Source organism: Bradyrhizobium sp. CAR08 (assembly GCF_052871955.1).
Genome location: NZ_JBIXJX010000002.1, coordinates 477,554 through 502,437 on the forward strand (window position 1 = coordinate 477,554; position 24,884 = coordinate 502,437).

General features: G+C 63.7%; 23 protein-coding genes and 1 pseudogene. 12 read left to right on the plus strand and 12 right to left on the minus strand.

Going from position 1 to position 24,884, the window contains the following annotated elements:
• Positions 1-83: 83 nt before the first annotated feature.
• Positions 84-707 carry a class I SAM-dependent methyltransferase gene (locus tag ACIPUD_RS06015; protein WP_247392893.1) on the minus strand — a complete coding sequence of 208 codons (624 nt, stop codon included), beginning with the start codon at positions 705-707 and terminating at the stop codon, positions 84-86.
• 1,225 nt (positions 708-1,932) lie between these two features.
• Positions 1,933-2,730, minus strand: a complete 798-nt coding sequence (locus ACIPUD_RS06020; RefSeq protein ID WP_247368673.1) for a helix-turn-helix transcriptional regulator — start codon at positions 2,728-2,730, stop codon at positions 1,933-1,935.
• 424 nt (positions 2,731-3,154) lie between these two features.
• Here ACIPUD_RS06020 and ACIPUD_RS06025 point away from each other — a divergent pair, with 424 nt between their 5' ends.
• A complete protein-coding gene (locus tag ACIPUD_RS06025; protein WP_247368670.1) occupies positions 3,155-3,337 on the plus strand; it encodes a hypothetical protein in 183 nt (60 codons plus the stop codon).
• Positions 3,338-3,876: 539 nt separating this feature from the next.
• The gene (locus ACIPUD_RS06030; RefSeq protein ID WP_446480251.1) at positions 3,877-4,281 is read left to right on the plus strand and encodes a hypothetical protein; all 405 of its coding nucleotides are present in this window, start codon (positions 3,877-3,879) and stop codon (positions 4,279-4,281) included.
• 3 nt (positions 4,282-4,284) lie between these two features.
• On the opposite strand, the gene ACIPUD_RS06035 is transcribed toward ACIPUD_RS06030, so the two are convergent.
• Positions 4,285-4,893 carry a hypothetical protein gene (locus ACIPUD_RS06035; RefSeq protein ID WP_247475719.1) on the minus strand — a complete coding sequence of 203 codons (609 nt, stop codon included), beginning with the start codon at positions 4,891-4,893 and terminating at the stop codon, positions 4,285-4,287.
• 313 nt (positions 4,894-5,206) lie between these two features.
• Between ACIPUD_RS06035 and ACIPUD_RS06040 the strand changes: the two are divergent.
• Positions 5,207-7,033, plus strand: a pseudogene (locus ACIPUD_RS06040) (autotransporter domain-containing protein); the annotation flags it as partial.
• A 117-nt stretch (positions 7,034-7,150) separates the two neighbouring features.
• On the opposite strand, the gene ACIPUD_RS06045 reads toward ACIPUD_RS06040, so the two are convergent.
• Genes ACIPUD_RS06045 through ACIPUD_RS06055 form a run of 3 tightly spaced genes read right to left on the minus strand, consistent with a single transcriptional unit; the run spans position 7,151 to position 11,069 of the window.
• A complete protein-coding gene (locus tag ACIPUD_RS06045) occupies positions 7,151-7,768 on the minus strand; it encodes an Isoquinoline 1-oxidoreductase subunit (RefSeq protein ID WP_446480325.1) in 618 nt (205 codons plus the stop codon).
• A gap of 8 nt (positions 7,769-7,776) precedes the next feature.
• Positions 7,777-8,301 carry a (2Fe-2S)-binding protein gene (locus ACIPUD_RS06050; protein ID WP_446480252.1) on the minus strand — a complete coding sequence of 175 codons (525 nt, stop codon included), beginning with the start codon at positions 8,299-8,301 and terminating at the stop codon, positions 7,777-7,779.
• Positions 8,298-11,069 carry a xanthine dehydrogenase family protein molybdopterin-binding subunit gene (locus tag ACIPUD_RS06055; protein WP_446480253.1) on the minus strand — a complete coding sequence of 924 codons (2,772 nt, stop codon included), beginning with the start codon at positions 11,067-11,069 and terminating at the stop codon, positions 8,298-8,300. The genes ACIPUD_RS06050 and ACIPUD_RS06055 overlap by 4 nt, the downstream gene beginning before the upstream one ends.
• Before the next feature lie 289 nt (positions 11,070-11,358).
• Here ACIPUD_RS06055 and ACIPUD_RS06060 point away from each other — a divergent pair, with 289 nt between their 5' ends.
• Positions 11,359-12,909, plus strand: coding sequence for a multicopper oxidase family protein (locus ACIPUD_RS06060; RefSeq protein ID WP_446480254.1), 1,551 nt, complete (start codon positions 11,359-11,361; stop codon positions 12,907-12,909).
• Between the two features lie 19 nt (positions 12,910-12,928).
• Here the strand turns inward: ACIPUD_RS06060 and ACIPUD_RS06065 are convergent, their stop codons facing one another.
• Complete coding sequence (locus tag ACIPUD_RS06065) at positions 12,929-14,836, minus strand: autotransporter domain-containing protein (RefSeq protein WP_446480255.1); 1,908 nt, start codon at positions 14,834-14,836, stop codon at positions 12,929-12,931.
• 13 nt (positions 14,837-14,849) lie between these two features.
• Here ACIPUD_RS06065 and ACIPUD_RS06070 point away from each other — a divergent pair, with 13 nt between their 5' ends.
• From ACIPUD_RS06070 to ACIPUD_RS06080, 3 genes are all read left to right on the plus strand, one after another.
• A complete protein-coding gene (locus ACIPUD_RS06070; RefSeq protein ID WP_247492615.1) occupies positions 14,850-15,302 on the plus strand; it encodes a hypothetical protein in 453 nt (150 codons plus the stop codon).
• 261 nt (positions 15,303-15,563) lie between these two features.
• A complete protein-coding gene (locus tag ACIPUD_RS06075) occupies positions 15,564-15,905 on the plus strand; it encodes a hypothetical protein (RefSeq protein ID WP_157642967.1) in 342 nt (113 codons plus the stop codon).
• Positions 15,906-16,080: 175 nt separating this feature from the next.
• Positions 16,081-17,703 (plus strand): ABC-F family ATP-binding cassette domain-containing protein, encoded by a 1,623-nt coding sequence (locus tag ACIPUD_RS06080; protein ID WP_446480256.1) that lies wholly within the window; start codon positions 16,081-16,083, stop codon positions 17,701-17,703.
• Positions 17,704-17,744: 41 nt separating this feature from the next.
• Here ACIPUD_RS06080 and ACIPUD_RS06085 read toward each other — a convergent pair whose 3' ends face one another.
• Positions 17,745-18,278, minus strand: a complete 534-nt coding sequence (locus ACIPUD_RS06085) for an REP-associated tyrosine transposase (RefSeq protein ID WP_026233149.1) — start codon at positions 18,276-18,278, stop codon at positions 17,745-17,747.
• Positions 18,279-18,411: 133 nt separating this feature from the next.
• Between ACIPUD_RS06085 and ACIPUD_RS06090 the strand changes: the two genes are divergently transcribed.
• Positions 18,412-19,287 (plus strand): MBL fold metallo-hydrolase, encoded by an 876-nt coding sequence (locus ACIPUD_RS06090; RefSeq protein ID WP_368508159.1) that lies wholly within the window; start codon positions 18,412-18,414, stop codon positions 19,285-19,287.
• A gap of 129 nt (positions 19,288-19,416) precedes the next feature.
• On the opposite strand, the gene ACIPUD_RS06095 is transcribed toward ACIPUD_RS06090, so the two are convergent.
• A complete protein-coding gene (locus tag ACIPUD_RS06095) occupies positions 19,417-20,508 on the minus strand; it encodes a type II asparaginase (RefSeq protein WP_275974687.1) in 1,092 nt (363 codons plus the stop codon).
• Positions 20,509-20,731: 223 nt separating this feature from the next.
• A complete protein-coding gene (locus tag ACIPUD_RS06100) occupies positions 20,732-20,980 on the minus strand; it encodes a hypothetical protein (RefSeq protein ID WP_018456350.1) in 249 nt (82 codons plus the stop codon).
• 203 nt (positions 20,981-21,183) lie between these two features.
• On the opposite strand from ACIPUD_RS06100, the gene ACIPUD_RS06105 reads away from it, so the two are divergent.
• On the plus strand, positions 21,184-21,654 hold the full coding sequence (locus tag ACIPUD_RS06105; protein ID WP_018456351.1) for a cupin domain-containing protein: 471 nt from the start codon (positions 21,184-21,186) through the stop codon (positions 21,652-21,654).
• A 15-nt stretch (positions 21,655-21,669) separates the two neighbouring features.
• Here ACIPUD_RS06105 and ACIPUD_RS06110 read toward each other — a convergent pair whose 3' ends face one another.
• Entirely contained in the window at positions 21,670-22,233 is a 564-nt protein-coding gene (locus tag ACIPUD_RS06110; protein WP_018456352.1) for a TetR/AcrR family transcriptional regulator, read from the minus strand.
• A 103-nt stretch (positions 22,234-22,336) separates the two neighbouring features.
• On the opposite strand from ACIPUD_RS06110, the gene ACIPUD_RS06115 reads away from it, so the two are divergent.
• The gene (locus ACIPUD_RS06115) at positions 22,337-22,708 is read left to right on the plus strand and encodes a nuclear transport factor 2 family protein (RefSeq protein WP_018456353.1); all 372 of its coding nucleotides are present in this window, start codon (positions 22,337-22,339) and stop codon (positions 22,706-22,708) included.
• Positions 22,709-22,754: 46 nt separating this feature from the next.
• On the opposite strand, the gene ACIPUD_RS06120 is transcribed toward ACIPUD_RS06115, so the two are convergent.
• Positions 22,755-23,717, minus strand: a complete 963-nt coding sequence (locus ACIPUD_RS06120; protein ID WP_026233151.1) for an alpha/beta hydrolase — start codon at positions 23,715-23,717, stop codon at positions 22,755-22,757.
• A 128-nt stretch (positions 23,718-23,845) separates the two neighbouring features.
• Here ACIPUD_RS06120 and ACIPUD_RS06125 point away from each other — a divergent pair, with 128 nt between their 5' ends.
• Both ACIPUD_RS06125 and ACIPUD_RS06130 read left to right on the plus strand, forming a co-directional pair.
• Positions 23,846-24,523, plus strand: coding sequence for a nitroreductase (locus ACIPUD_RS06125; protein ID WP_446480257.1), 678 nt, complete (start codon positions 23,846-23,848; stop codon positions 24,521-24,523).
• A gap of 131 nt (positions 24,524-24,654) precedes the next feature.
• Positions 24,655-24,858, plus strand: coding sequence for a hypothetical protein (locus tag ACIPUD_RS06130; RefSeq protein ID WP_018456356.1), 204 nt, complete (start codon positions 24,655-24,657; stop codon positions 24,856-24,858).
• Positions 24,859-24,884 lie beyond the last annotated feature (26 nt).

A 24,884-nucleotide genomic window follows, 5' to 3' on the forward strand; every position in this document is an offset into this window, starting at 1 on the left:
ACGACAGCGGCTTTTGGCCCGAAGCGAGCGATCTGTGCAATTCGCAAGTTGTGGCCCTGCAGACGTGGGCTGCAGCGTGAAATTCAGCATGATCTGATGAAGCTGCTGAACTGGAAATTCTGTACCGATTGCCACGGCGTCGCGTGCTTATGACGCCGATGATCCGTCAATGTGAAGCCGGCGCCGAGCAGTGCGGTGATGCTGTCAGCGGTGTGACGTGTCACGAGCAAGCCGCTGCATTTCTCCGGACCATCGATTGCGAATGTGCCGATGATGACATGACCGCCAATTTTTACGGTTCTTCGGACGCACGCGACATAAGCCGCTTGTTCTTCCGGCGCGGTGAGAAAATGGAACGCTGCACGGTCGTGCCAGATGTCATAATGGCGCGCTGGCTGCCATGTCGTCACATCGGCGACGATCCAATGCACGGCGTCGCCAGCGGCACCGAGCCGTGCACGCGAGGCCGCGAGCGCCGCGTCGGACAGATCAAGGACGGTCAGATCTGCATATCCAGCCGCCAGCAGCGCATCGACCAGCCGAGCCGCCCCACCGCCGATGTCAACAATCGGTGAGGTAAGCTCTGCGGCGGCCAGTGCGATCAATTCGAGCGAAGGCGACGGGCTCTCCTGGAACCAGCTTAACTCGCGTTCGCCCTTGCTCTCGTATACGTTCTCCCAATGGGCCGCCCGGCCTGAAATCGTCATGAAACCCGATCCCTTCCATGCTGACCCCGCCAATACTCGACCGCAAGCATTACTCCATCCCTTCAGTGTTCTCGCCCTCGGCGCTCCTGCGTGAAGCGCGGCGACAGCGCGGCCTGCCACGGCAGGATGTCCGGAGGTCTGCATTCTAGACCCGGACGGCGATCTCGTCAGGTGACCCAAGGCGGACCATGACCTGCAAATTCCGAGCTGGCGATCACTTCTAAGATTGCTTCGTTGAGCCGGTTTCCCACGCTACCGGCCCAAGTTGATTAAGAAGTGGCCCAAATTCGTTCCTGTATCTGGAACTGAGTATCTGGTTTAGAGTCTCGTGATCGCCGCCCGGTCCTTGGCTTTTATCGGTGACAGAGAGTCCTGCACGCTCCCGCCTTTGACAATCGCGGTGAGCTATGTGTGAGAAATGTGACGAGATCGACCAGCGCATTGCGCGGTACAAGTACATAGCATCACGTATCACCGACCGAATTACGCTCGATGGCATAACTGAATTAATCGAAGCTGCGCCTGCCAAGAAGGCCGCTTTCCATTGCAAACCCGAGCAACAGTGAGGCCGCGTTGAACCTAAACGCCGGCGGTCCGACCAATGTCTACTGGAGGATTGCGGTTTCCAGTTCCAACGTGGCGCCACTGAGCATTATTGGGCTTGGTGGCGTTTTCGTTTAGGGGGAATTTCGAAACTCAGAGCGGCCTATTTCAACCTCGATAGGGGCGCTGGCCTGTTTCCCACCTCAGTGGCCCGGTTTGATTTTAGCCCCGTCCTGCCTTTCTTTGTCGCAATCGCTCAGCTTGTCCAAGGCATCAGTGGCTTAACCCACATATAGGGCGTAGACTCAGCCGATCACCGCCCCGCCATCGGCATCTATCGGTGACTGAGAGTATCGCGCTCCCGCCTCCTACCCGGAGAGCACTATGCGCACCAAAGCCGTACAACCCACATTGTCGTTGCAGAATAGGCTTATGCTCGAGGCTAACCGCCTCGAAGGCGATGCAAACAGGCTGCCCCCATGGCCCCCTTCGGGAAGCCATGATCCGCGCAGCGGGACTAACCGAAAGTGCGCATCGAATCGAGAATTGGCTGTCCTCGGCAACGTTTACGAGCGCCAACGTGACCAACGATCGCTGTCGTATTCATCTTCCTGCATCTCAGCGAGGTCCGAGACGAGCCAGAAAGGGAAGGGCATCCAGGGCGGCCCTGCGGCTTCAGCCGTTATCGCAGCCTGCCGAGCCACAGCGCGGCGAGGGACTGGCGACTGCGCACGGCGAACTTGGCGTAGATCGACTTGACGTGGAAATGCGTGGTGTTCGGACTTTGCTCGAGCTTCTGCGCGATCTGCCTTTCCGTGTCCCCGGCGAGCAGTCCGAGCAACACGCGGCGTTCAGCGGGTGTGAGGGGCGCGTTGGCGATGAGCAGTCCGTGGCTGAGCAATTGTTGACGGTGAAACCATCTCAAGGCGCGCATCACGAAGCCCAGACGCTGGCCGTCCTGTGCCGTAAAGCGGGGTTGCTGCGCATCACGAAATACGAACAGGCGAATCCTCAAATCGTCATTGAGCGCAATGCGCACGGAGATGCTGTCGGCGAAGCCGACGTCCAGATAGTGGCGCCGATAGTGCTTGCCCTTGAACCATTCCGGCGGCAGCGTTTCGAACAGCAGGCGGACGCGGAACGGCTCGTCGCCCAACATTGACAAGATCTGGGACAGGTCGACGTCGTCGGACCAGAGCGTATCGTACTGCTTCTGCACGGATGCCGCCACCGCCGGTATCGGGTCCAGCACCCTGACGAGACGCGGACGCCAGCCGAGCAGGGGATCGGTCCGCTTCGGCGAAGGCAATCGCACGACCACGCCCCACAGCACATTGCGTGCCGACAACATGGTGCGCAGTGCGGACAGCAGGTGGGTCAGCGCGGCGTCACTGTCGGCGACCGAGAAGTCGGCCAGCTGATCCCAGAGCGCATAGACGTCTTGATTTAGCGGATCGATGGGATCCGTGGAGAGATGCATGTCATTTCCAGATTGTGCCGGTCGCCGAGCTCAGAGGCGACCCCAGAGGCCTTCGACCTCCGCGAGCATACATAAAGTACAGCGAACCACCTTTCCAGGTAGTTCTCAGATGCACCAAATGGCGCGATATCGGCACGGTTACCGGGAATACAGATTCTCTCAGCGTAACGACATTGGGAGATCGACGATGCGTACGACGACGGGCGCGCGCCGGCCTCAAAGGCCTGGCGAAGGCCGGACGGAGAGGCGATGGCGGCGCGGTTTTTTCCTCGCCCTGTCATCCGCGGTGCTGATTACACTCTCAGCCTTTGCGCAGCAGCCACCGGCAAGGGTGTCGATCCGCCCCGGGCGTTAGCGTTCCCTGATCAAGCCGCTTTTGCACGCGTTTCCGTCGCTCTCGGAAGTTGATTGGCATGGAAATCTCATGATCCGGCCAGCCTGCCGGGTTTCTGATCGGCTCGTCGAGCCAGAAGAGCACGGCATCGTCGCTTTCATCATCTCGGCACTGCATGCGTCGCGGCGCCGCCTGGCGAGCCGCGTCATACGCCAATGTGAGCATTTGCTCGGAAACGAAGCCCAAAAAACGTCCGGAGAACAAGAATGGTGACGAGCAGAGTGACGCAAACAAGATTGGCGGCCCGATCCCATGCCCACAATGAAACGGGCTGGCTGCTGGCAGTCGCCGCCGCATTCCTCATCGTGCACGCCGCCGCCTGGATCATCTGCGGACATGTTTCGAGCAACGAGGGCGCGCATTCCCAACCTGAGCCGATATGCCTGTCGTGCGATTGACGGCGCTGCTGGATTGCAAACCGATCCGCGGAGTCGATGCGCCGGCGCTCATAAATCGCAGCGAACCACCTTTCTAGGTAGTTCTCAGACCCCTCGTGTGACGCGATATTCGGCGCGGTGACTGGGAAGACGGATTCTCTCTGCGTAACGACATAGTTGAGCGGGCCTCCGCAGAACTTAAGCGCGTGCAGAACACGTTGCCGATATACCACCCCGCCTCGCAATCGTCGCGCCGTGACGATTGTTTGCCGTTTTCAAGGATCCAGCCATGCAACGCTTTTCTGTTTCGTGCTCCGGTCGCGAGACATTCCCGGTCGTCGACACGGCAAACAAGAGCGTTTCTGGAGTTACGTCATGAAGGTCAAGCTCGGTTCGACGACGCGGCTGCAAAACAGCAGCAGCATTCACAACAAGATGTCAGGTGGGGCAATGTCGGGCTTTGGACGGTTTTCGAACGGACGGGCCGCGCTGCTGGCTTTGGCATCAACCGGATTGGTCGGGATCGCGGTCCCGGCGTTGGGACAGGATGCGACCTGGCTGGCCAACCCTGGCACTGCCGACTACAACACCGCCGCAAACTGGGCCCCCGGCGACGGTGCCAGTCGGCACCGCATTGTTTGGCAGCTCGAACACGACGGCGCTGACGCTCTCGGCCGACACCACGGTCGGCGGTTGGACCTTCAGTCCAGGCGCCTCGAACTATGTTCTCGACAACCACAACTTCCTTCAAACTCTCACTTTCAGCGGTGCCGGCATTAGCGTTCAGGGCGGCAGCGCCACGATCACCAACAGCGGCTTCCGGAGCTCCATCGCTTTCAACGGCAGCAGCTCGGCGGGCGGCGCCACCATCACTAACACTGCAAACGGCATCACGATCGGTTTCAACGACAGCAGCACGGCCGGCAGCGCCACCATCACCAACAGCTTCAGCAGCACCATCAGTTTCGCTAACAGCAGCACGGCCGGCAGCGCCACGATCATCAACCGCAATGGCTCGCTCGTTTTCAGCGACGGCAGCTCGGCAGGTAGCGCCGCCATCACCAGCATCGTCGGCGGCTCCGTTGCCTTCAACGGCACCAGCTCGGCGGGCAGCGCCACCATCAACGGGGCAGCCGGTAGCGTCGTCATTTTCCGCAACAGCAGCACGGCCGGCAGCGCAGCCATCAGCGCTAGCGGGGTACTGCAATTCCGCGACAGCAGCACGGCCGGCAGCGCCGGCATCACCAATAGCAATCTACTGCAATTCCGCGACACCAGCACCGCCGGCAGCGCCATCATCGCCAGCAGCAACGGCCTTACATTTGCCATGAGCAGCACGGCGGGCAACGCAACTATCGCTATCAGTGCCGGGTCATTGGTGTTCTCGAACACCAGCACCGCCGGCAGCGCCGCCATTATCAACGGTGGCGGGTTCGACTTCCTGGACGCCAGCACCGCCGGCAGCGCCACCATCATCAACAACAACGGGCTGCAATTCGCTGACACCAGCACAGGCGGCAGCGCCACCATCATCAACAACGGCAGCCTGGAATTCGCTAACTTCGCGACGGGCGGCAACGCCGCCATCACCAACGGCGCTTCGAGCGTTACGGATTTCAGCGACTCGGCAGGGCCCAACAATGATCACAAGCTCAGCGCCGGCTCGATCAATGGCGCCGGGCTCTTCAGCCTTGGTCAGAACGAATTGACGGTCGGCGGCAACAACCTCTCCACCAACGTCACCGGTGTCATTGCAGACGGTGGCGCTGTCGGCGGCACCGGCGCCTCGCTCGTCAAGGTTGGTACCGGCACGATGACGCTGTCCGCTATCAACACATACACCGGCGCGACCACCGTGAACGGCGGCACGCTGGCGGTCAACGGCGATATCACCTCGGCAAGCGGCGTCACCGTGAACACCGGCGGCACGCTCGGCGGCAGCGGCATCGTCGGCAACACCAACGTCAACGGCGGTACGCTGGCGCCGGGCAATTCGATCGGCACGCTGACGGTGAGCGGCAGCCTGACGATGACGGCGGCATAGACCTATCTGGTGCAGATATCGGGCGCATCGAGCGACATGACGGTTGTGACCGGCAGCGCCAACCTTGCGGGCAGGGTCGCGGTCGATCCGCTGGCGCGTATCAGTGCAACCACCACCTACACCATCATGATCGCGGGCACCGTCAACGGCACCTTCGACACGGCGGGCGTTCTCGCCGGCAATAGTTTCGCGCGCAATGCGCGGGTGAGTTATGTCGGCAACGAGGTCTTTCTGACGGTCGATCCTGGCCTGCTGTCGCCGAACCTGCCCGCCAACGCCAATATCAACCAGAAGAACGTCGCGGCCGGAATCGACAATGCGCTGTTGGCCGGCGCCAACATGCCGGCGGGCTTCAACGCGCTGTTCGCTCTGACCGGCTCCGGTCTCGCCAACGCCCTGACGCAGGTCTCCGGCGAAACCGCGACCGGGTCGCAGCAGTCCACCTTCAATGCGATGAACCAGTTCATGGGGCTGATGACCGATCCGTTCATCGCCGGGCGCGGTGACGGTGCAACCGCCGGCGGCAACGCAACCGGTTACGCCGACGAGCAAGCGCTCGCCTATGCCGCGAGGAAGCGCAGCCCGAACGACGCGCTGGCGGCGATCTATACCAAGGCACCAGCTGCGGTGCCGTTCCAGCAGCGCTGGAGCGTGTGGGCGGCCGGCTTCGGCGGCTCGCAGAAGACCGACGGCAACTCGATCGCCGGCTCGAACAACACCAGCAGCAGCCTCTATGGCACCGCTGTCGGCGCCGACTATCGCATCTCGCGCGACACGCTGGTCGGCTTTGCACTTGCCGGCGGCGGCACCAATTTCAGCGTGGTCAACGGCGGCGGCGGACGCTCCGACCTGTTCCAGGCCGGCGCCTTCGTCCGGCACACTATCGGCGCCGCTTATGTCTCCGGCGCGCTCGCCCATGGCTGGCAGGACGTCACCACCGATCGCACCGTGACGATTGCCGGCATCGATCGCCTGCGCGCGCAGTTCAATGCCAATGCCTGGTCCGGCCGTGTCGAGAGCGGCTACCGCTTCGTGGTGCCCGTGATCGGCGGGATTGGCTTCACGCCGTATGCGGCAGGCCAGTTCACCACCTTCGACCTGCCGGCCTATGCGGAAGGTGTCGTCTCCGGCGCCAACACCTTTGCGCTGGCCCACGGCTCCAGGAGCGTGACCGACACGCGCAGCGAACTCGGCGTCCGCGCCGACAAATCCTTTGCCATGCAGAGCGCGATGCTGACGCTGCGCGGCCGCGTGGCCTGGGCGCATGATTTCAATCCCGACCGCGGCATCGGTGCGACGTTCCAGACGCTGCCGGGCGCCAGCTTCTTCGTCAACGGCGCGGCGCAGGCTTCCGACTCCGCGCTGGTCACGGCATCCGCCGAAACCAGATGGATGAACGGCTGGTCGACCGCCGCGACATTCGAAGGCGAGTTCTCCAGCGTGACGCGCAGCTACGCCGGCAAGGGCGTGGTGCGATATGCGTGGTGAACCCCTCGGGTGGCAGCGGTGCCGTTGGAAACGATCAAGCAGTGCCATGACTTGATGACGCTCGGCGTGAACTACAAGTTCGACTGAACTCCGTTCGCGGGACGGACCGCTTCGACGTCACGGCGCCGGGCAGGCCGCTCCGGTCTTCACCCAGGCCTCGACCAGCGCGCCGGCCTGCTGTTGCGTGCCCGGCACGGGCGAGCGGCCGAAGCCGGGCTTCCAGGCCCAGCCGACGAGGGTGTCCTTGCCGATATGGTCGATCAGGTCTTCCACCTTGCGCCCGCCATTGCGCGCGGGATCCCTGATCTGCTCGCAGATCTCGCCGACGGTCTTGCCCTCCCAGGCCATCTCGCGCGGGGCGAGATGCCATTCGGGATGGCCGGGTATGCGGCCGGGCTCGAAATTGGCCTTCTGGTGGCAGGTGTTGCAGCGCATCGCCTCGAGCCCGTGGCCGTCAGCGCCGCGCGTCACCGGCGGCTGATGCAGGCGGGCATTGTCGCCCTGGTGCGGCCTGTCGCCGGCCGGATGGCAATTGGTGCAACGCGGATGCGTCAGCACCTTGCCGAGCTCGGTGAAGATTGCGGCCGAGCGCTTCTCTGTGTCGCCGATCGAGGCAAAGCTCTCGGGCGAGGCGAGGGCGTGACCTGCCGTCTCCGACGCCGCGTAGCCTGCACCGAAACTGCCGGCGAGGGCGGCGACCCCGGCAATCATCTTGAACCGCACGTCGGAGATCATGATGCGCGTCACTTGGTGGCCGTGAGGTAGCGCTTCGAGTCGGCGAGGATCACGTCGCGCACCGCCTCGTGATATTTGACGTAGCCGGTGCAGCGACAGAGATGACCGTCGAGCGCATCCGCGATGGTCTGCTCCAGCGCCTCGCGCGCGACCGGTGTCCGCGACAGGCGCTCCAGCAGGACCTGGCCCTCATTGAGGAAGCCGGCGGTGCAATAGCCGCACTGAAAGGCGAAATGCTCGATGAAGGCCTTTTGCAGGGTCGAGAGCTCGCCGTCCCGCGCGTGCCCCTCGACGGTGCGGATCGACTTGCCGTCGAAATTCACGGCCGGCGCGACGCAGGTCGGGCTGGTGGTGCTGGTGCCGTCGGGCGCATCGATGATGACGGCGCAGCTCAGGCATTGCGCGGCGCCGCAGCCGAACTTGGTGCCGGTCATGCCCAGCATCTCGCGCAGAAAATCGTTCATCGAGAGATCGTCGCGGACGTCCATCGGGCCGTGCTTCTGGCCGTTGATGGTGAGGCTGAGGGTCGTCACGCGAGCACTCCCTTCAATAGGCTTGCGGTGACCGGCAACGCACGGAAGCGATGGCCGGTGGCGTCGTGGATGGCGTTGATCAGCGCCGGCACGATCGGGATCATCACGACCTCCGCCATGCCCTTCGGCGCTTCGTCTGGTACTAGCGGCTTCAGCATCTCGATCTCGAGATCGCGGAGCGGCAGGTCGGAGCCGCGTGCGACCAGATAGCGCCCGAGATTCCATTCGCCGTTGCCGGGGCCGCCCTCGAACGGTGGGAGGGTTTCGAGCAGCGCGTAGCCGACGCCCATGGCGAAGCCGCCCTGGGCCTGGCCCATCACGACCTCGGGCACGAGCGCGGTGCCGCATTCGAACACACTGTAGGCCTTGGCGATGCGCAAGCTCCCGGTTGCGCGCTCGATCTCGACGCGGACGACCGTGCCGCACATCGAGGTGTAGGCTGTGCCAATCCGGTTGTTGTCGGTCGGCGGAAACTTGACGCTGGTGCGGTTGATCCGCTCGAACTTGCCGTTGCCTTTGCGGATCGCCAGCGCATCGATCTCGGCGCGGTATTGCTCGCCGGACACCGGGAAGCGTGCCCGCGACCACGCCCAGCGCGAGAAGCTGTGCGCAACCGCACCGGTGACGAAGCCGCGCGCGTGAGCTGTTGCGGCCAGTACCGGCAGCGCCAGCGGTTCGAGGCCGGGCATGGTGAGCTGGCCGTTCTGCCAGCTTGCGGCGTCCCATTGCCCCGCGCGCCGATCGGTCTTTGCGACGCGCCACAGCTCAAGCGCCGCGGGCCACAGGCCGAAGCGGAAAATCACGCGAGCGGCTTCCGCGGCGGAATGCGTGCCGACATGGGCGCCGATCGAGGAGCTCGTTGGCGAGCTGATAGCAGGCACCCAGCGCGGGTTTTTCTCCGCGGCATCCTGGGTCTTCTGGTCCATGGTTGAGGGATCGCCTGACGTGACCAGCCCGAGCACGTCATAGCTGTCGACGCGGGCGACCGAGACCTCGTCGGCGATGGCGCCGAGATGGCCGGCGACCCGGTTGGCCAGCGCCGTCCCGATGCCGTTGCCCATCTCGACATGATCGCAATAGATAACGATCCTGCCGTCAGGGGCGAGCTCGACACGGCCGAGCGAGCCGTCCGCGCCGGAGCCATAGTCTTTCGTCACGCAGGCGACGCCTGTGCCGACCAGTCGATCCGACGAGGTCTGCTTGAACTGTGCCCGCTGCTGCCAGATCGGGTGCTTCTCGAGTTTGTCGAGGATTTCGGGTGTGCGCACCGAGACGATGTAGGGATTGCCCGTCATGGTCCGACCGTTCTGCGGCAGAGCGTTACGCCGCCGGAATTCAATCGGATCGCGCTTGAGCTCGGAGGCGGCTTCGTCGATCAGGACCTCCAGCGCCGTCATGGCTTGCAGGATGCCGTAGCCGCGCATCGAGCCCGCGCTCACGCCACGCGAGTGCACCGCGACGGTTCTGACGTCGACCTTCGGAATGTCGTAGATGCCGATCGCGCCGGTGGCCGCGACGACGGCGACGCTGGCCGAGAAATGGGCGAGCCCGCCGCCGTCGAGCACGTGATCGGCGGCGAACCCCTTGATCTTGCCGGTCGCGCGATCGATGCCGATGCGCGAGCGCATCTTGATCGCGTGGCGCTTGATGCCGGCCTGAAATTGCTGGTAGCGGTCATGCGCCAGCCGCACCGGCTTGCCGGGAAAGCAGACCGCCGCGAGCGCAACATAGAGAATGAAAGGCGTGTGATCGCGGCCACCAAAGCCGCCACCGACATGGGCGAACTGCGCGTTGATGTGCGCCGGCTTGTAGGGCGCACGGGCCTTGCCGAACAGATGCGCGATCGACTCCGCCGCCTCGTAGGGCGACTGGACGCCAAGCAGCAGTTCGAGATTGCCGCCCTTGCCGTCGTACCAGGCGAGCCCGCATTCCGGCTCCAGGAACATCGGGTCGACCGATTGCGTCTCGAACTCGCGGTCGAGCACCAGCATGGATGGGTCATCCGCTGCAAGCTCGGCGCGGATCTGCTCGCCATATTTCGCCGCCTTGGCGTAATCCGCCGGCGTGTCCTTCGCGAGCGGCGACCACACCGGCAGCGCCGCGCTCTGCACCTTCTTGGGCGAGACCCAGCCGGCTTGGAGCGGCGAATAGACGTCCGGTTGGTCAGGCGAGGGACCTGCCACGCGGGTGAAGCGGAAGGCCCCGTAATCGGGCACCACGACAGGCCCGGTCTCCTCGCCGAATTGGACGAACGTGCCGTCGCGCAGCGCGAGACGCGCCTGGTCGAAGGCATCGAACTTTTCGAAGATCAAAAGCGCGACCGGCTGCCCGAGATAAAGCGGCGTCTTGCCGATCGGACAGAACAGGTCGCCCGCATAGAATTCCGGCACCTGCGTCCCGATCCGATCGAGATCGGCGGCTGTCACCACCACCGACGGCTTGAGCGCGCCGCCGAGGCGGCCGAGGTCCAGCCCGGTATAGACATGCGTGGCGTCATTGGCGCGGACCAGGATGGCGTGCGAGGTGGCTTGCGGCCAGCCCGGCAGGTCGTTGGCGCGGAAGTCGGACGCGTAAAGCTTCGCACCGGTGACCTTGGCGACGCCGTCGACACGGCCGGCGCCCGTTGTCGCGGGATTGAACTTGCCGCGTCCAGGCAGCGTTTCGTGCGCTGCGAAGGGAACGCCCGCCGCGGACGCCAGATGTGACAGGCTGACCGAGATGCCTCCCGCCGATAACCACTTCACGAACTCACGTCGCGAAGGCGTCATGATCAGATCCTTGGACAGAGTTTCGAGAACATCGGGATGCTGGCAGCATTCGATGTACGCAGGCCACGGACCAGCGCGAGCGCCGAATCCGTTACGATTCATTGACGATAGAACGGGCGAGGAGGTTTACAACCAATGAATGTGATACGCTTACGGCTCGAATTGCGGTTTCGAGCTTGCTTTAAAATCGAATCGAACGGAAGACCGTCAGGCAACAGGGGGCGAAACGCAAATGCAGCACGATTCGAAAGGTGCAGCTTCAGTCACCAGCGTGACAGGGACTAGGACATTGTCGCGCCGCCAGTTGCTCGATTGCGGTCTCAAAGCCGGCGCGTTGTCGCTGTTCGCAGGTGCCGCGAACGCCCAGCACGCCGTGCACGACCATGCTGGCATGTCCCACACCGCGGACATGTCGCCGACCATGGGGATGGTCGCTGAAACGCCCGTTCCTGCCATGGACCAGGCGCTGGTCGAGCCCGAGGTGCGGCGGTCCGTCAATGGCGTGCTGAGCACGACGTTGCGGGTCGGCTACGCCTATCGCCAGATCGGCGGCGTCCGGCTCTATGTCAGATCCTATGACGGCGGCAGCCCCGGCCCGACCTTGCGCATGAAGCCCGGCGAAACCCTGCGCATCAAGATGATCAACGATCTGCCGCCGAACCGCGACGGATTGCCGGCCGACATCAGCCATCCGCACCAGTTCAACAACACCAATTTCCATTTCCACGGCGCGCATACCAGCCCGAGCGGGATTTCCGACAACGTCATGCGCTCGATGGCGCCGGGCCGCAGCTACAACATCGAAATCGCCCTGCCGGCCGACCACACCAGGGGCACCTACTGGTATCACCCGCATCACCACGGCAGCGCCGACATCCAGATGTCCTCCGGCATGGTCGGCGCCATCGTCATCGAGGGCGATTTCGCCGACGTCCCCGAGATCGCGACAGCCCGCGAACGCCTCATGGTGCTGACCCAGGTGGTCTACGATGCCAACGGCATGGTCGAAAATTTCGAGACGCTGTTTCCCGAGACTGCGACGCGCTTTCTCGCCATCAACGGCCAGCGCCGGCCAATGATCGAGATGCGGCCCGGCGAGGTGCAGCGTTGGCGCATCCTCAACGCGGCCTATCAGGACGACATGCTGCTCGACCTCGAAAAGCACGATCTGCATGCGATCGCCTATGACGGCATCCAGCTCGGTGCCATGCAGCCGCTCAAGCAGGTCCTGATCGCGCCGGGGCAGCGCGCCGATATTCTGGTGAAAGCAGGCAGCCCCGGCACCTACGCCTTCAACGCGGCGCCCTACGACCAGGGGCATCCTTCGCCGGTGGGGCCTCTGGCGCGGGTCGTGGTGTCAGGCGCGCCGATGGACATGCAACTGCCGCGCGCCCTGCCACCAGCGCCGCTCGCGACTATCAAGGACTCCGAGATCACCAACCGCCGCAAGGTGGTGCTGTCGGCCACCGCGCCGGAGGCCGATGCCGCCGGCCATTGGCAGGAATTCGAGTTCTTCGTCGACGGCAAGAAGTTCGACCCCGGCCGCATCGATCAGCGGGTCAAGCTGGGCGCGGTCGAGGAGTGGACCATCGTCAATACGCATGAGCATGACGACCACGTCTTCCACATCCACACCAACCCGTTCGAGGTGATCTCGGCCAACGGCAAGGCGCTGGCGGTGCCGGAATGGCGGGATTCCGTGATCGTGGAGCGCAAGGGCGGCGTGGTCGTGTTCCGCTCGCGCTTTATCGATTTCACCGGTGTCTACATGCTCCACTGCCACATGATGAACCACGAGGAGATGGGCATGATGCAGACGGTCGAGGTCTACAAGCCGTAAGCTTCTGGGAGGACGCCTCTCACCAGGCGTATCTGACCACGCCCTTGCCGGCGTAGGAGCGCGTGACCTCGGAGAACTCGCCCTCGAAGGTGCCTGCCGCAGACCAGCCGTTCATCCATTTCATTTCGAGGGACGCCGTCGTCAGCGCGGACTCGCTGGCCTGCCTTGCGCCCTTGACGGTGAAGCTGGCGCCGGGCAGCGCCTGGAAGGCGGAGTTGATGGCGTGATCCGGGTTGAAGTCGTGCGCCCAGGCCGCACGGCCGCGCAAGGTGAGGATCGCGTTCGGCATCGCCCAGGATTTGTCGGCGCGGATGCCGAGTTCGCTCCTGCTGTCCGTGACGCTCTTGGAGCCATAGGCCAGCGCAAAGGTGTTGGTGCCGGAGACGACGGACTCGGCATAGGCAGGCAGGTCGAACGTTGTGAACTGCCCGGCCGCATAGGGCGTGAGGCCGATGCCGCCGATCCACGGCGTCACGATGCGATAGCCGCCTTCGAGGCGACCGGAATAGGCGTTCGCATTGAACTGCGCGCGCAAGCGATCGACCCCGGCAATCGTCACGGTGCGGTCGGTGGTGACGTCCTGCCAGCCATAGGCCAGCGCGCCGGAGACATAGGCAGCGCCAACATTGTGGCGCACGAAGGCGCCGGCCTGGAACAGGTCGGAGCGACCGCTGCCGCCATTGACGACGTTGAAACTGCTGCCGCCACCGGCGAGCGCAAAGCCTGCGACGGTGTTGGGTGAAAGGATATAGTCGCTACCGGCCGCCATGCCGAAGATGCGGCTGGTGCTGGTGTTGGAGCCTGCCGCGAGGTTGCCATCGGTGGTTTGCGCGCCGCCGAAGCCGGCCGCCCACACGCTCCAGCGCGGATCGTAATTGCTCCGCAGCGGCGCCTTGCTGTAGATCGCGGCATAGGCGTCCCGCTCGTTCTTGCTGCGCGGCTTGCCTGACGAGGCGTAGGCGGCAGCATCGTCCTCGGCATAAGCCGGCGCATTGACGCCGTCGCCGCGTCCGGGCGTGAACGGATCGGTCATGATGCTCATGAACTGGGTCATGGCGTTGAAAGTGGTCTGCTGCGACCCCGTCGCGGTCTCGCCCGAGGCCTGGGTCAGGCCGGCCGGTGTCAGCCCGCTATAGACCAGCGGAATGCCGCCATTGGTGTTGAAGTAGCCGACGATGGCATTGCCGACGCCGTTCTGGTTGCCGCTCAATCCGCCGCCTGGCGGGACAAAGTTCAGGACCAGGTTCAGATAGGCGTGGGTGGGATCATAGCTCAGCGTCGTATGGAAGTTCGTCGGCAGGTTGGTCTCGACCACCGATCCGAAGGTGCCGCTGACGCTGCCTGCTGTGAGGATCGTGTACTGCTTGGCGACGTAGCTGCCATTCGCGTAGGTCGCGTTCACCGTGGCGCCGCCGAGCGTGGCCGAACCCGTCACGCCGATGAAGCTCGAAGTCGTCGGATTGATCTGCACCATGTAGATGGCGCCGGACTGAAGGGCGAGACTGCCGGTTACGTTCAGCGACGTGCCTGCGGCGCCGTTGCCCGCCGCCAGGGTGCCGCCGGTGTTGATAACCGTATTGCCGACGGTGCCGACGCCCGACAGCGTGGCGCCGCTGCTGACGGCGGTCAGCACCGACGATGCGATCGAGCCGTTCACCACAAGCTCGCCTGCGTTGACAGTCGTGCCGCCGGTGTAGGTGTTGGTGCCCGACAGTGTCAGCGTGCCGGTGCCCTGCTTGGAGACCAATCCGCTGCCGCCGATGGCGCTGCCAAAGGTGACCGCATCCGAGCGGTTGAAAATTAGCGCCGCGTTGTTGGTGATGTTGCCGAGGACCGAGCCGGTGGTGCCGCCATCGCCGATCTGCAAGGTTCCTGCGGAAATCGTGGTGCCGCCAGCGTAGGTGTTTGTGCCCGACAGCGTCAGCATGCCGGTGCCGGTCTTGACCAGCGCACCGCCGATTCCTTCGATCGTACCAGCAACTGTGGTCGACTGGTTGTTGCCGCCAACCGTGATCGTTTTCGTGCCAAAGTTGAACGTGCCCGTGCCACTGATCGAGCCGGCAGTCGTCCCCGCGGATGTTAGGGTCGAGAAATCAACGACACCGCCCGCAAAAGTCCTCAGAGTTGCATTGCCGCCACTGCTCGTGTCGAAAAACTGGACCAATTGCAGGGTGACATCGGCGCTGCTGGCTGTGCTGTTATTGAAGAATTGCAGAACGCCACTGCCGTTGAATGCGGCGCTGCCGGCGCTGCTCGCGTTGCTGAACGTGGCGGTGCTGTTCACCAAGATCCTTGCAGTGCCGGCTGAGCTGGTGTCCTTGAACACCACAGCGGGGCTGCCGCTGAAGGCGTTGATTTGCGCGTTCCCGGCCGTGCTAGAATTGTTGAAATAGATCCTGTTGGCAGCGCCACCGCCGCCTAAGCTAATGCGGGAATTACCGGCCGTGCTGGTGTCGTAAAAGTTGACGCTGCCGCCGTTCTGGATGTCAAATTGAGTTGCAGGAGCAACTCCTGCGCCGGCCGTGCTGCTGTTGTAGAAATTCAGAGCATTTGTGTCGTTGCGTATAAAGGCTTGGCCGCCCTGGGCATTGATACCAGCGTCGATGAAGGAAAGAGACCGGCTATTGGTGAAGTGGTAAGTCGACGCGCCGCTGTTGAAGGTCCAGCCGCCGAAGCTGGCGTCGGCCGAGAATGAAACTGCCGTCGTGCTGGAGGTGCCAAAGAACGCGGTGCCAGTTGGCACCACGGCCGGGCTCCAATTGGCGGCGGTGTTGAAGTCGCCCGTGCCTGGGCTGGTCGACCAGGTCGAATCTGCGGCCTGCGCCGCCGCCGTACCGGCCAGCGTCGCCGCCAAGGCAGTCGAAGCCAGCCACGCTGCCCGCTTGGTTGAAATCCGCCGAAATCCCGACACTTGCCCACCTGACGTCTTGTTGACTGCCAGGCCATTGGCGGCACGACATGGCGACGCTATCGGAGTGGAACCCCTGGAACAATGAACCGTTGTTCGCAGCCGAGGCCATTGCTGGCGGCGTGCGTCATTTCAGCCACAGGCAGCAACTTCGGCGTGCGGCCAAGGTCTCTCCGAGCAGACAACACGGGCTCGGCCGGGCTTCCCCTGGCGGCCTGCATGGCCTATGACGCTGCAACGCAACAATCCCCCAAAAAGACCTCATGATCCGCCTCGACAACGTCAGCAAGCAAGCCGGCCACCAGATCCTGTTCATCGAAGCGTCCGCCGCCCTCAACAAGGGCGAGAAGATCGGGCTCGTCGGCCCGAACGGCGCGGGCAAGACCACGCTGTTCCGGATGATCGCCGGCGAGGAACTGCCCGATGAGGGGCAGGTCTCGACCGATCGCGGCATCACCATCGGCTATTTCAACCAGGATGTCGGCGAGATGGCCGGCCGCAGCGCCGTGGCCGAGGTCATGGACGGGGCGGGACCGGTGAGTGCGGTGGCCGCCGAGCTGCGCGAGCTCGAGACCGCGATGGCCGATCCCGACAAGGCCGACCAGATGGACGAGATCATCGCGCGGTACGGCGAGGTGCAGCACGCGTTCGAGGAGCTCGACGGCTACGCGCTCGACGGCCGTGCGCGCGAGGCGCTGTCCGGCCTCGGCTTCAGTCAGGAAATGATGGACGGCGACGTCGGAAAACTCTCCGGCGGCTGGAAGATGCGCGTGGCGCTGGCGCGAATTCTCCTGATGCGTCCCGACGTCATGCTGCTCGACGAACCCAGCAACCATCTTGATCTGGAAAGCCTGATCTGGCTGGAAAAGTTCTTGCACGACTACGAAGGCACGCTGCTGATGACCTCGCACGACCGCGAGTTTATCAACCGCGTGATCTCGAAAGTGGTCGAGATCGATTCCGGCTCGCTTACGACCTACGCCGGCAATTACGAATTCTACGAGCAGCAGCGGGCGTTGAGCGAGAAGCAGCAACAGGCGCAGTTCGAGCGCCAGCAGGCCATGCTCGCCAAGGAGATCAAATTCATCGAGCGGTTCAAGGCGCGCGCATCTCATGCGGCGCAGGTTCAGAGCCGGGTGAAGAAGCTCGACAAGATCGAGCGGGTGGAGCCGCCGCGCCGCCGCCAGACGGTGGCGTTCGACTTCCCACCGGCGCCGCGCTCGGGCGAGGACGTCGTTGCGCTCAAAAAGGTCTTCAAGGGCTACGGCAGCAAGCGGATCTATGACGGGCTCGATTTCATGATCCGCCGCAGGGAGCGCTGGTGCGTGATGGGCGTCAACGGCGCCGGCAAATCGACGCTACTCAAGCTCGTCGCCGGTGCGAGCGAGCCGGACGAGGGCAGCGTTGCAGTCGGCGGCAGCGTCAAAATGGGCTATTTCGCGCAGCACGCGATGGATTTGCTCGACGGCGAGCAGACGGTGTTCGAGTCACTCGAATATGCGTTTCCGACCGCGGGGCAGGGCTCCCTGCGCGCGCTCGCCGGCTGCTTCGGCTTCTCCGGCGACGACGTCGAGAAGCGCTGCCGCGTGCTCTCGGGCGGCGAGAAGGCGCGCCTGGTGATGGCGAAGATGCTGTTCGATCCCCCGAACTTCCTGGTGCTGGACGAGCCGACCAACCATCTCGACCTCGCCACCAAGGAGATGCTGATTAAGGCGCTGTCGGATTTCGAGGGCACCATGCTGTTCGTCTCGCATGACCGGCATTTTCTCAGCGTCCTGTCGAACCGCGTGCTGGAGCTGACGCCCGAAGGCATCCACCAGTTCGGCGGCGGCTACACCGAATATGTCGCGCGCACTGGGCAGGAAGCGCCGGGATTGCGGTCGTAGTGATCGGCGGTAGCCCGGATGGAGCGTAAGCGTAATCCGGGTCAGTCTTCGCGTTCGCCGAAGCTACCAACTATCTCTCCAGCTCCTCCCCAATCGGGCGGAAGCACGCCTTCGCGGACGTAGCGGTGAAGCGATGAATGCGGCCAGTCTGCCGGCGAAGAGACATACCCGTGCTTGGCCGGGTTAAAGTGGATGTAGTCGGCGCAGCGTTCGAAATCGGCGTCGTCACGAATCGTGTGCTCCCAAAACCGCCTTTGCCACAGAGAGAACTCCCCCCGACGATTGCGGGAGATGGGGGCACCTGAAACAGCCAGTTGATGCGTGAAGGAGCTCTTGATCCGCCGCCATCGGCCGGAAAAATCAGCGTCATTGTCCGGCAGCGTCATGATGACGTGCAGATGATCAGGGAGGACCACGATTGCTTCGATCGTGAATGGCCTTTCAGCGCGCGCCACCCGGAATGCGTGGCGCAGCTTGTCCACATGATCGACCAACACGGATGATCTTCGATCATCCAGCGTCACGGTGAAAAAGAAGGTCCCACCAGGGAGAAGATTGCGCCGATAGCGAACCACGCGAGCACCTTCCCGGATTACGCTTCGCTCCATCCGGGCTACAACCAGATCGAGAGATTTGCAATCCATTCGCTTGCTTGCACGTTTCAGGGGCTCTCGCTACGCTGTTTCAAAAAAGCGGAGCGAAATAGCCATGAAGCAGCTGCGGATCGGCGACATCACCATCGATGCGGTGATCGAGCGGGAGGGACCGTGGCGGCGGCCGCAGGATTTTTTCCCGGCTTATGACGAGGGTGTGTTCAGGCACCATCTGCCGACCATGGAGCCGGAGGTGTTCGATGCCGCGCGCGGCATGATGGTCATCACCTATCAGACCTTCGTGGTGCGCACGCCGCGCTATACCATCCTGGTCGACACCTGCACCGGCGAGGACAAGGGCCATCCGCCGCCGTTCGATTTTCCCGGCAAGGAGCGCTGGCGCAACGAGCTGTTCGCGCTCGGCATCGGCTTCGAGCAGATCGACTACGTGTTCTGCACGCATCTTCATATCGACCACACCGGCTGGAACACGACCTTGGGCGATGGCCGTTGGGTGCCGACGTTTCCGAATGCGAAATACGTCTTCCACAAGGGTGAATATGCGGCCTGGGAGGCCGAGCATGCCAAGGGCCGCAACCCGCCCGGCACCGTGTTTCGCGACAATTGCCTGCCGATCGTCGAGGCAGGCCAAGCGCTGCTGGTCGATGACGATTACGCGCTCGACGACACCGTCACGCTGACGCCGACGCCGGGGCATTCGCCCTGCCATTGCTGCGTGAACATCTTTTCGAAGGGGCGCCGCGCGGTGGTCGCCGGCGACCTCATGCATCATCAGATCCAGTGCCGCGAGCCGGACTGGTCGGCCAAGCCGGATTGGGATGCGAAGCAGTCGGCGGTGTCGCGGCGAAAGTTTTTTGCTTCCGTCGCCGACACCGACACGCTGATCCTGCCGATTCATTTTCCGGCGCCGACGGTCGGGCTGATCAGGCCGCTCGGCGCCGCCTTTGATTATCGTTTCAAGCGGGATTGACCACTGGGTCGCCGTCATGGCCGGGCTTGTCCCGGCCATCCACGACCATGGCTGCACGAAACAAGAACGTGGATGCCCGGGACAAGCCCGGGCATGACGAGTTCGTGGAGCGACCGCGCGTCGAATGCTCTAGTACGTATAGAACATCCGCTGGATTTCCTTGGTGTCGGTCGTCTTGGTCAGCGCCAGCATCAGCAGAATACGCGCCTTTTGAGGATTGAGCGTATCCGAGACGACGAAGTCATGCTCGTCGTCCTTGGCCTCGCCGTTGCGCGCGACGATGCCGTTGCCGACCCGGCTGCTGCGCACGATCACGACACCCTTCTTGCGGGCCTCGTCGAGGGCCGGCTCGACCGCGGGGCGAGCCAGGCTGCCGTCACCGACGCCGGCATGCACGATCCCCTTGGCCCCGGCGGCGACAAACGCGTCGATCGCGACCCGGTTCATGTTGGCGTAGCCGTACACGATGTCGACTTGCGGCAGGACATCGAGGCTGGAGACGTCGAATTCGGAGTCCGCCGTGTGCCGGCGCGTCGATTGACGATAGAAGTACGGCTTGTTGCCCTGCATGTAGCCGAGAAAGCCGAGTTCCGGGGTACGGAAGGTGTCCGCCGTCGAGGTGTTGTTCTTGGTGACATCGCGAGCCGCGTTGATCTGATCGTTGAGAGCAACGAGCACGCCCTTGCCGACGGCCTCGTCACTGCCTGCGAGGATCACCGCATTGAAGAGGTTGATCGGCCCATCCGCGCTGATCGCCGTCGACGGCCGCATCGCGCCGACGACGACGACAGGTTTCTTGCTCTTGACGACGAGGTCCAGAAAATAACTGGTTTCTTCGATCGTATCGGTCCCGTGCGTGATCACAATGCCATCGACGTCGTCCTGCGCGAGCAGCGTGTTGACGCGCTTGGCAAGCTTGAGCCAGTAGTCATTGTTCATGTTCTCGCTGGCGATCTGGAAAACCTGCTCGCCCTTGACGTTAGCCACCGTTTTCAGTTCGGGGACGGCATTCAGGAGCGTCTCAATGCCCACCGTGGCGGCGGTGTAGCCGACCACGGTGGTGCTGCTCGCCCCGCTGCCGGCGATCGTGCCGCCGGTTGCGAGCACCATGACATTGGGCAGTCCCGGGCCCCGCGCGTTCGCGGCTTCAAGTCCGATGAGCAGCGCGAAGAGCAAGCTCATTGCCGCGATGAAGTGATGACGCACTCGAGGTTGCCACATCTTGACGTTCCCTTTGCTAGAAAGCCTTGTCGATGCGCCCCGTTTCGCTCAGCACCGCATGATCGGTCAGTCGAGAGCTCCTGTCTAGGGCGACGCTGCTTTCGGATGATTTGGTCTGGAAGCCGGCACACGGAAACACACACGCGAATGGCCGGGACAAGCCCGGCCATGTGGCAGTTCGTCTGGCGATTGCTCGCTAAAGCAGCAGCGAATTTGCGGCGCCTTACGCGCCCATCTCGCACTTCTTCATAAAGCTGTTCTTGGCGGCGCCGGCGAGCGGCTTGCCCTCGGCGCTGACGGCCTTGGGCGCGCAGGCTTCGGCTTTGCACTTCTTCATGAACGAGGTCTTGGCGGCGCCAGCCAGGGCCTTGCCGTCCTTGCCGACCGCCTTGCTTTCGCAGGTGTCCTCCGCGAGGGCCGAACCCGCTGCGAACGTGGCAACGATCGCAGCCAGGAAAATCCGCTTCATCATGATTGTCTCCCTAAACCAGAAATGGCACGCGGATTGGAGCCGGAAATCGTGGCGCAATCAAGCTGGATGAGCGCCTGCCGCCCGGTCTTGCTGGCGATTTCCGACCGCGGGTACGAAAGGGCCGACGCCTGCTGCACTGCTCGCTGACCGGGACGGGCGATCTTGCTAGCTTCAGGCGAGTTTAGCCGAAAGGGAGCATCGTAATGGAGACCCTGATTGCGAACATGCCGGATGCCGCTTCTGACCGGCATTCTCACCTGGTTCGGCCGCAAGAGATGGAATGGCAGAAGACGCGCTTTCCCGGCTGCGAGGCCAAGACGCTGCTGTTCGATCGCAGCAGCGGTCTGATGACGGCCTTGATGCGCTTTGCGCCGGGATCGGTGCTGCCCGATCACGAGCATGTCGGCGTCGAGCAGAGTTATGTCATCGAGGGCGCTCTCGTCGACAACGAGGGACCGGCCAAGGGGATTACCTGCAAGGCCGGCGAATTCATCTGGCGCGAGGCGGGCAGCCGGCATGCCGCCTGGTGCCCGGAGGGCGCCCTGATCCTGGCGATCTTCCAGGTGCCGAACAAGTTCTTCGAAGCCGACGGCCGCGTCGTCGATGCCGCCGGTCAGGATTGGGACCAAACTTGGGGGCACACCGACGCGCAGCGGGCGGGGAAGGCGCGGTAGGCGGCTCTTCGAAGCTCAAGTGCCGTCATTGATGCTTCTGACGAGCGTGGTGACCTGAACGGCGATCAGCCGCCGCATCTCCTTGCCGTTCCTGGCGGTTTCGCGCAGTCCCCGCATGCCGAACACCAGGCATCGCGCCAGCACCTCCGGCTCGACCGCTATCCCGGCGGCATTCACCTGATCGCGGATGAGGTCGGCGACCAAACACTGGAAGTTGTCGTAGACCTTCCGAACTGCGGGGAAACGGAGGTCGAACAGATCTGCCGAATCGGGATGCGCCTCGATCAGGTCGAAGCCATGCGATCCCCAGGATTTACAGGCGTGGAGCAGCCTGGCGTGAAGGCCGTCGAGGCGCGCGATTGCGGCCCTGATCTCCCGATGCTTCTGCTCGTCCATTCGCTGGATCACCGCCGCGAACACGGCGTCCTTGTCGGGGAAGAGCAAATACAGCGCCGGCCGCGACATTCCCGCCCTGGCGGCGATGTCGCCCATCGTCGTGCGGGCATGGCCGTAGCGGGAGAAGACCTCCGTCGCAGCCTCGACGGCGAGCTCTTCTTTCGAAATGCTGGAACGAGCCATGAGCCTCACAAGCGTCGGAACTGAACGTCGGGTCATATTGACAAAGTATCAATAATTGTCAATATGACCGAAAGCGGCATGAAGCCACGAGAGGTTCTGCGAGATGAACGATGAAGCGCGACTGAAGACCTGGAACACCTATCAGGCGGCGTGGGGACCCATCGATGAGGACGAGCGGCGTCGGCTGCTCGAGCAAAGCGTGGTCGCGGACTGCGTGTATACCGATCCGGGCTCGCAGGTTGAGGGACGCGACGCCTTGATGGCGCGCATCGGTCAAACCCAGCTCAAGTTTCCTGGCGCGCATTTCAGGAATGACAGCTTCCTCGAGCACCATGATCAAGGGCTTTTTCGCTGGACGATGTATGACGGCGCCGGTCGCGTGTTCGTCACGGGCGAGAGCTTCGGCCGTTTCGGCGACGATGGCCGCCTCGTTCAGGCGACGGGCTTCTTCGAGGTGCCCGCTGCCAAGTCCTGAACGCCGGCCGGCGCGGCGGTCGATCCTGCCGCTCCGGATATCGCCCTCAGGCGCCGCGCGCGAGAAGCGCCTTGAAGTCCGCGCGTGCGCGCTGCGCTTCGGCTCGCGCCACCTCGGAGGCGTCGCCGAGGCCGAAATAGCCGTGGATCAGGCCGGGGCCTTCATGATGCTTCACCGGCACACCGGCTGCCTCCAGCGCCCGTGCGTAGGCTGCACCTTCGTCGCGCAGGGGATCGAACCAGGCGGTGGTGACGATCGCGGGCGCGACGCCGGCGAGCGAAGCCGCGCGCAGCGGTGAAACGCGCCAGTCGGTCGCATGAGAGGGATCGGCGAGATAATGACCGCAAAACCACTCCATCACGGCGCGCGAGAGGAAGTAGCCTTCGGCATTCTCGGCGCGCGAGGGGAAGCGTGCGTTCTCGCGCGCGTCCGCATAACTCCCGAGGACGTCGGTCACGGGGTAGACCAGGAGTTGCGCCGCGAGCTTGATGCCGGCGTCGCGGCAGGCGATCGCGGTGGTGGCGGCGAGATTGCCGCCGGCGCTGTCGCCGGCAACGCCGAAGCGTTTTGCATCGCCGCCAAATTCCGCGACGCGGCCAAACACGTCGCTGACCGCGGCAAAGGCGTCCTCGAACGCGCCGGGAAAACGCGTTTCGGGCGGACGGCGATAATCGACGGAGACGACGACCGCGCCCGTCTCGATCGCAAGGTTGCGTGCCTGCCGGTCGTGGGTCTCGAGGTCGCCCGCGACCCAGCCGCCACCATGGAAGAACACCACGGTCGGCGCCGGCGTGGTGCCGACGCGGTAGACCCGTGCATCCAGCGGACCGGCGCCGCCTTTCACCTTGATATCCGCGATGATGTCGACCGGTGGTGGCGCTATGGCCGCGCGTGAGGCAGCCAGTGCACGCAAGGAATCGCGGGCGCTCTGTGGCGTCATCGTCGTGGCATCGCGCATTGGCAGCAGCGGAATGATCTGGGCGATGACGGGATCGAGCGGTGCAGCCATGTTGGCTTTCATGGGATCCTCACAGGGTTCTTGGTCTTGCTTGCGGGTTAGCATAGATATTGCGCGCCGCATCGGCAACCGCTCGCGTGTTGGCGCGCCAGGGGATGAACGGGCAGGGAGGTCTTGAGGTGGAATTCGAAACGCTGGTCCAGTCGCGCCGCAGCGTGCGCGGCTTCAGGAACGAGCCGGTGCCGCGCGCGGTGATCGAAGCGATCATCGACAGCGCCAAGCGTGCGCCCTCGTCGATGAACACCCAGCCCTGGCACGTCCACGTGCTCACGGGCGGTCCGCTGGAACGGCTGCGCCGACGCAACATGGAGGAGATGGTTGGCGGCGCCAAGGTGAAGCGCGACATCGTCAGTCACGGCGAGTATCAGGGCGTGCACCGGACCCGGCAAGTCGACGTCGCCAAGAAACTGTTCGGCGCGATGGGGATCGCGCGCGACGACAAGCCGATGCGGCAGGACTGGGTGCTGCGCGGCTTCCGCCAGTTCGATGCGCCGGTGTCGCTGGTCTTGACCTATGACCGCGTGCTCGATCCCGGCGCGGTCTGCCATTTCGACCTGGGCGCGCTCTGCTACGGCATCGTGCTCGCGGCCTGGGACCGCGGTCTCGGTTCGGTGATCAACGGGCAGGGCATCATGCGCTCTGACATCGTGCGCGAGGTCGCAAACATTCCGGAGGACGAGGTGATCATGACCTGCGTCGCGATGGGCTATCCTGACGACAACTTTGCCGCGAACGCGGTGCGCTCCGATCGCGAGGGCAACGACGATTTCGTGCGCTACGTCGGATTCGCCGAGTAGTGCGGGCAGAGGAGATTATTCTCTCGCCGAAATTTTTGGTGCGGACCGCTTGGCGGCCTCTTGCAATCTCGATCGTGCAGGAGGAACAATGTGCGGACTGAAAGGTTTGATGCTGGCGCGAGGGAATTGACATGCGGCGGCTCGCTAGCCTGGTTCGACGGTTCTTCGGCCCGCGAGTGCGGCGTCCGATCGATGATGATCCAAGTCTTCCTTTCACACCCGAAGAGTTCGGCCGGCTGATCCGCAGCGGCCGGCATGAGGACATGAAGCTGCTGGCCGAAGGGCTCGCCTGCCGGACCGTTCCGCGCCGCACCAGACATCGCGCCGCGCACTAGACTGGGGTCGAGACGGGTTGCTGCGC

Bases quoted from the DNA above. Each gene is read 5' to 3' on its own strand.
- ACIPUD_RS06015 (WP_247392893.1), bottom strand. From the start codon at position 707: ATGACGATTTCAGGCCGGGCGGCCCATTGGGAGAACGTATACGAGAGC.
- ACIPUD_RS06020 (WP_247368673.1), bottom strand. From the start codon at position 2,730: ATGCATCTCTCCACGGATCCCATCGATCCGCTAAATCAAGACGTCTAT.
- ACIPUD_RS06025 (WP_247368670.1), top strand. From the start codon at position 3,155: ATGATCCGGCCAGCCTGCCGGGTTTCTGATCGGCTCGTCGAGCCAGAA.
- ACIPUD_RS06030 (WP_446480251.1), top strand. From the start codon at position 3,877: ATGAAGGTCAAGCTCGGTTCGACGACGCGGCTGCAAAACAGCAGCAGC.
- ACIPUD_RS06045 (WP_446480325.1), bottom strand. From the start codon at position 7,768: ATGATCTCCGACGTGCGGTTCAAGATGATTGCCGGGGTCGCCGCCCTC.
- ACIPUD_RS06055 (WP_446480253.1), bottom strand. From the start codon at position 11,069: ATGACGCCTTCGCGACGTGAGTTCGTGAAGTGGTTATCGGCGGGAGGC.
- ACIPUD_RS06065 (WP_446480255.1), bottom strand. From the start codon at position 14,836: ATGCTGACGCTGTCGGGCACAAACACCTACGCTGGCGGCACCACGATT.
- ACIPUD_RS06080 (WP_446480256.1), top strand. From the start codon at position 16,081: ATGATCCGCCTCGACAACGTCAGCAAGCAAGCCGGCCACCAGATCCTG.
- ACIPUD_RS06090 (WP_368508159.1), top strand. From the start codon at position 18,412: ATGAAGCAGCTGCGGATCGGCGACATCACCATCGATGCGGTGATCGAG.
- ACIPUD_RS06095 (WP_275974687.1), bottom strand. From the start codon at position 20,508: ATGTGGCAACCTCGAGTGCGTCATCACTTCATCGCGGCAATGAGCTTG.
- ACIPUD_RS06100 (WP_018456350.1), bottom strand. From the start codon at position 20,980: ATGATGAAGCGGATTTTCCTGGCTGCGATCGTTGCCACGTTCGCAGCG.
- ACIPUD_RS06105 (WP_018456351.1), top strand. From the start codon at position 21,184: ATGGAGACCCTGATTGCGAACATGCCGGATGCCGCTTCTGACCGGCAT.
- ACIPUD_RS06110 (WP_018456352.1), bottom strand. From the start codon at position 22,233: ATGGCTCGTTCCAGCATTTCGAAAGAAGAGCTCGCCGTCGAGGCTGCG.
- ACIPUD_RS06115 (WP_018456353.1), top strand. From the start codon at position 22,337: ATGAACGATGAAGCGCGACTGAAGACCTGGAACACCTATCAGGCGGCG.
- ACIPUD_RS06120 (WP_026233151.1), bottom strand. From the start codon at position 23,717: ATGGCTGCACCGCTCGATCCCGTCATCGCCCAGATCATTCCGCTGCTG.
- ACIPUD_RS06130 (WP_018456356.1), top strand. From the start codon at position 24,655: ATGCGGCGGCTCGCTAGCCTGGTTCGACGGTTCTTCGGCCCGCGAGTG.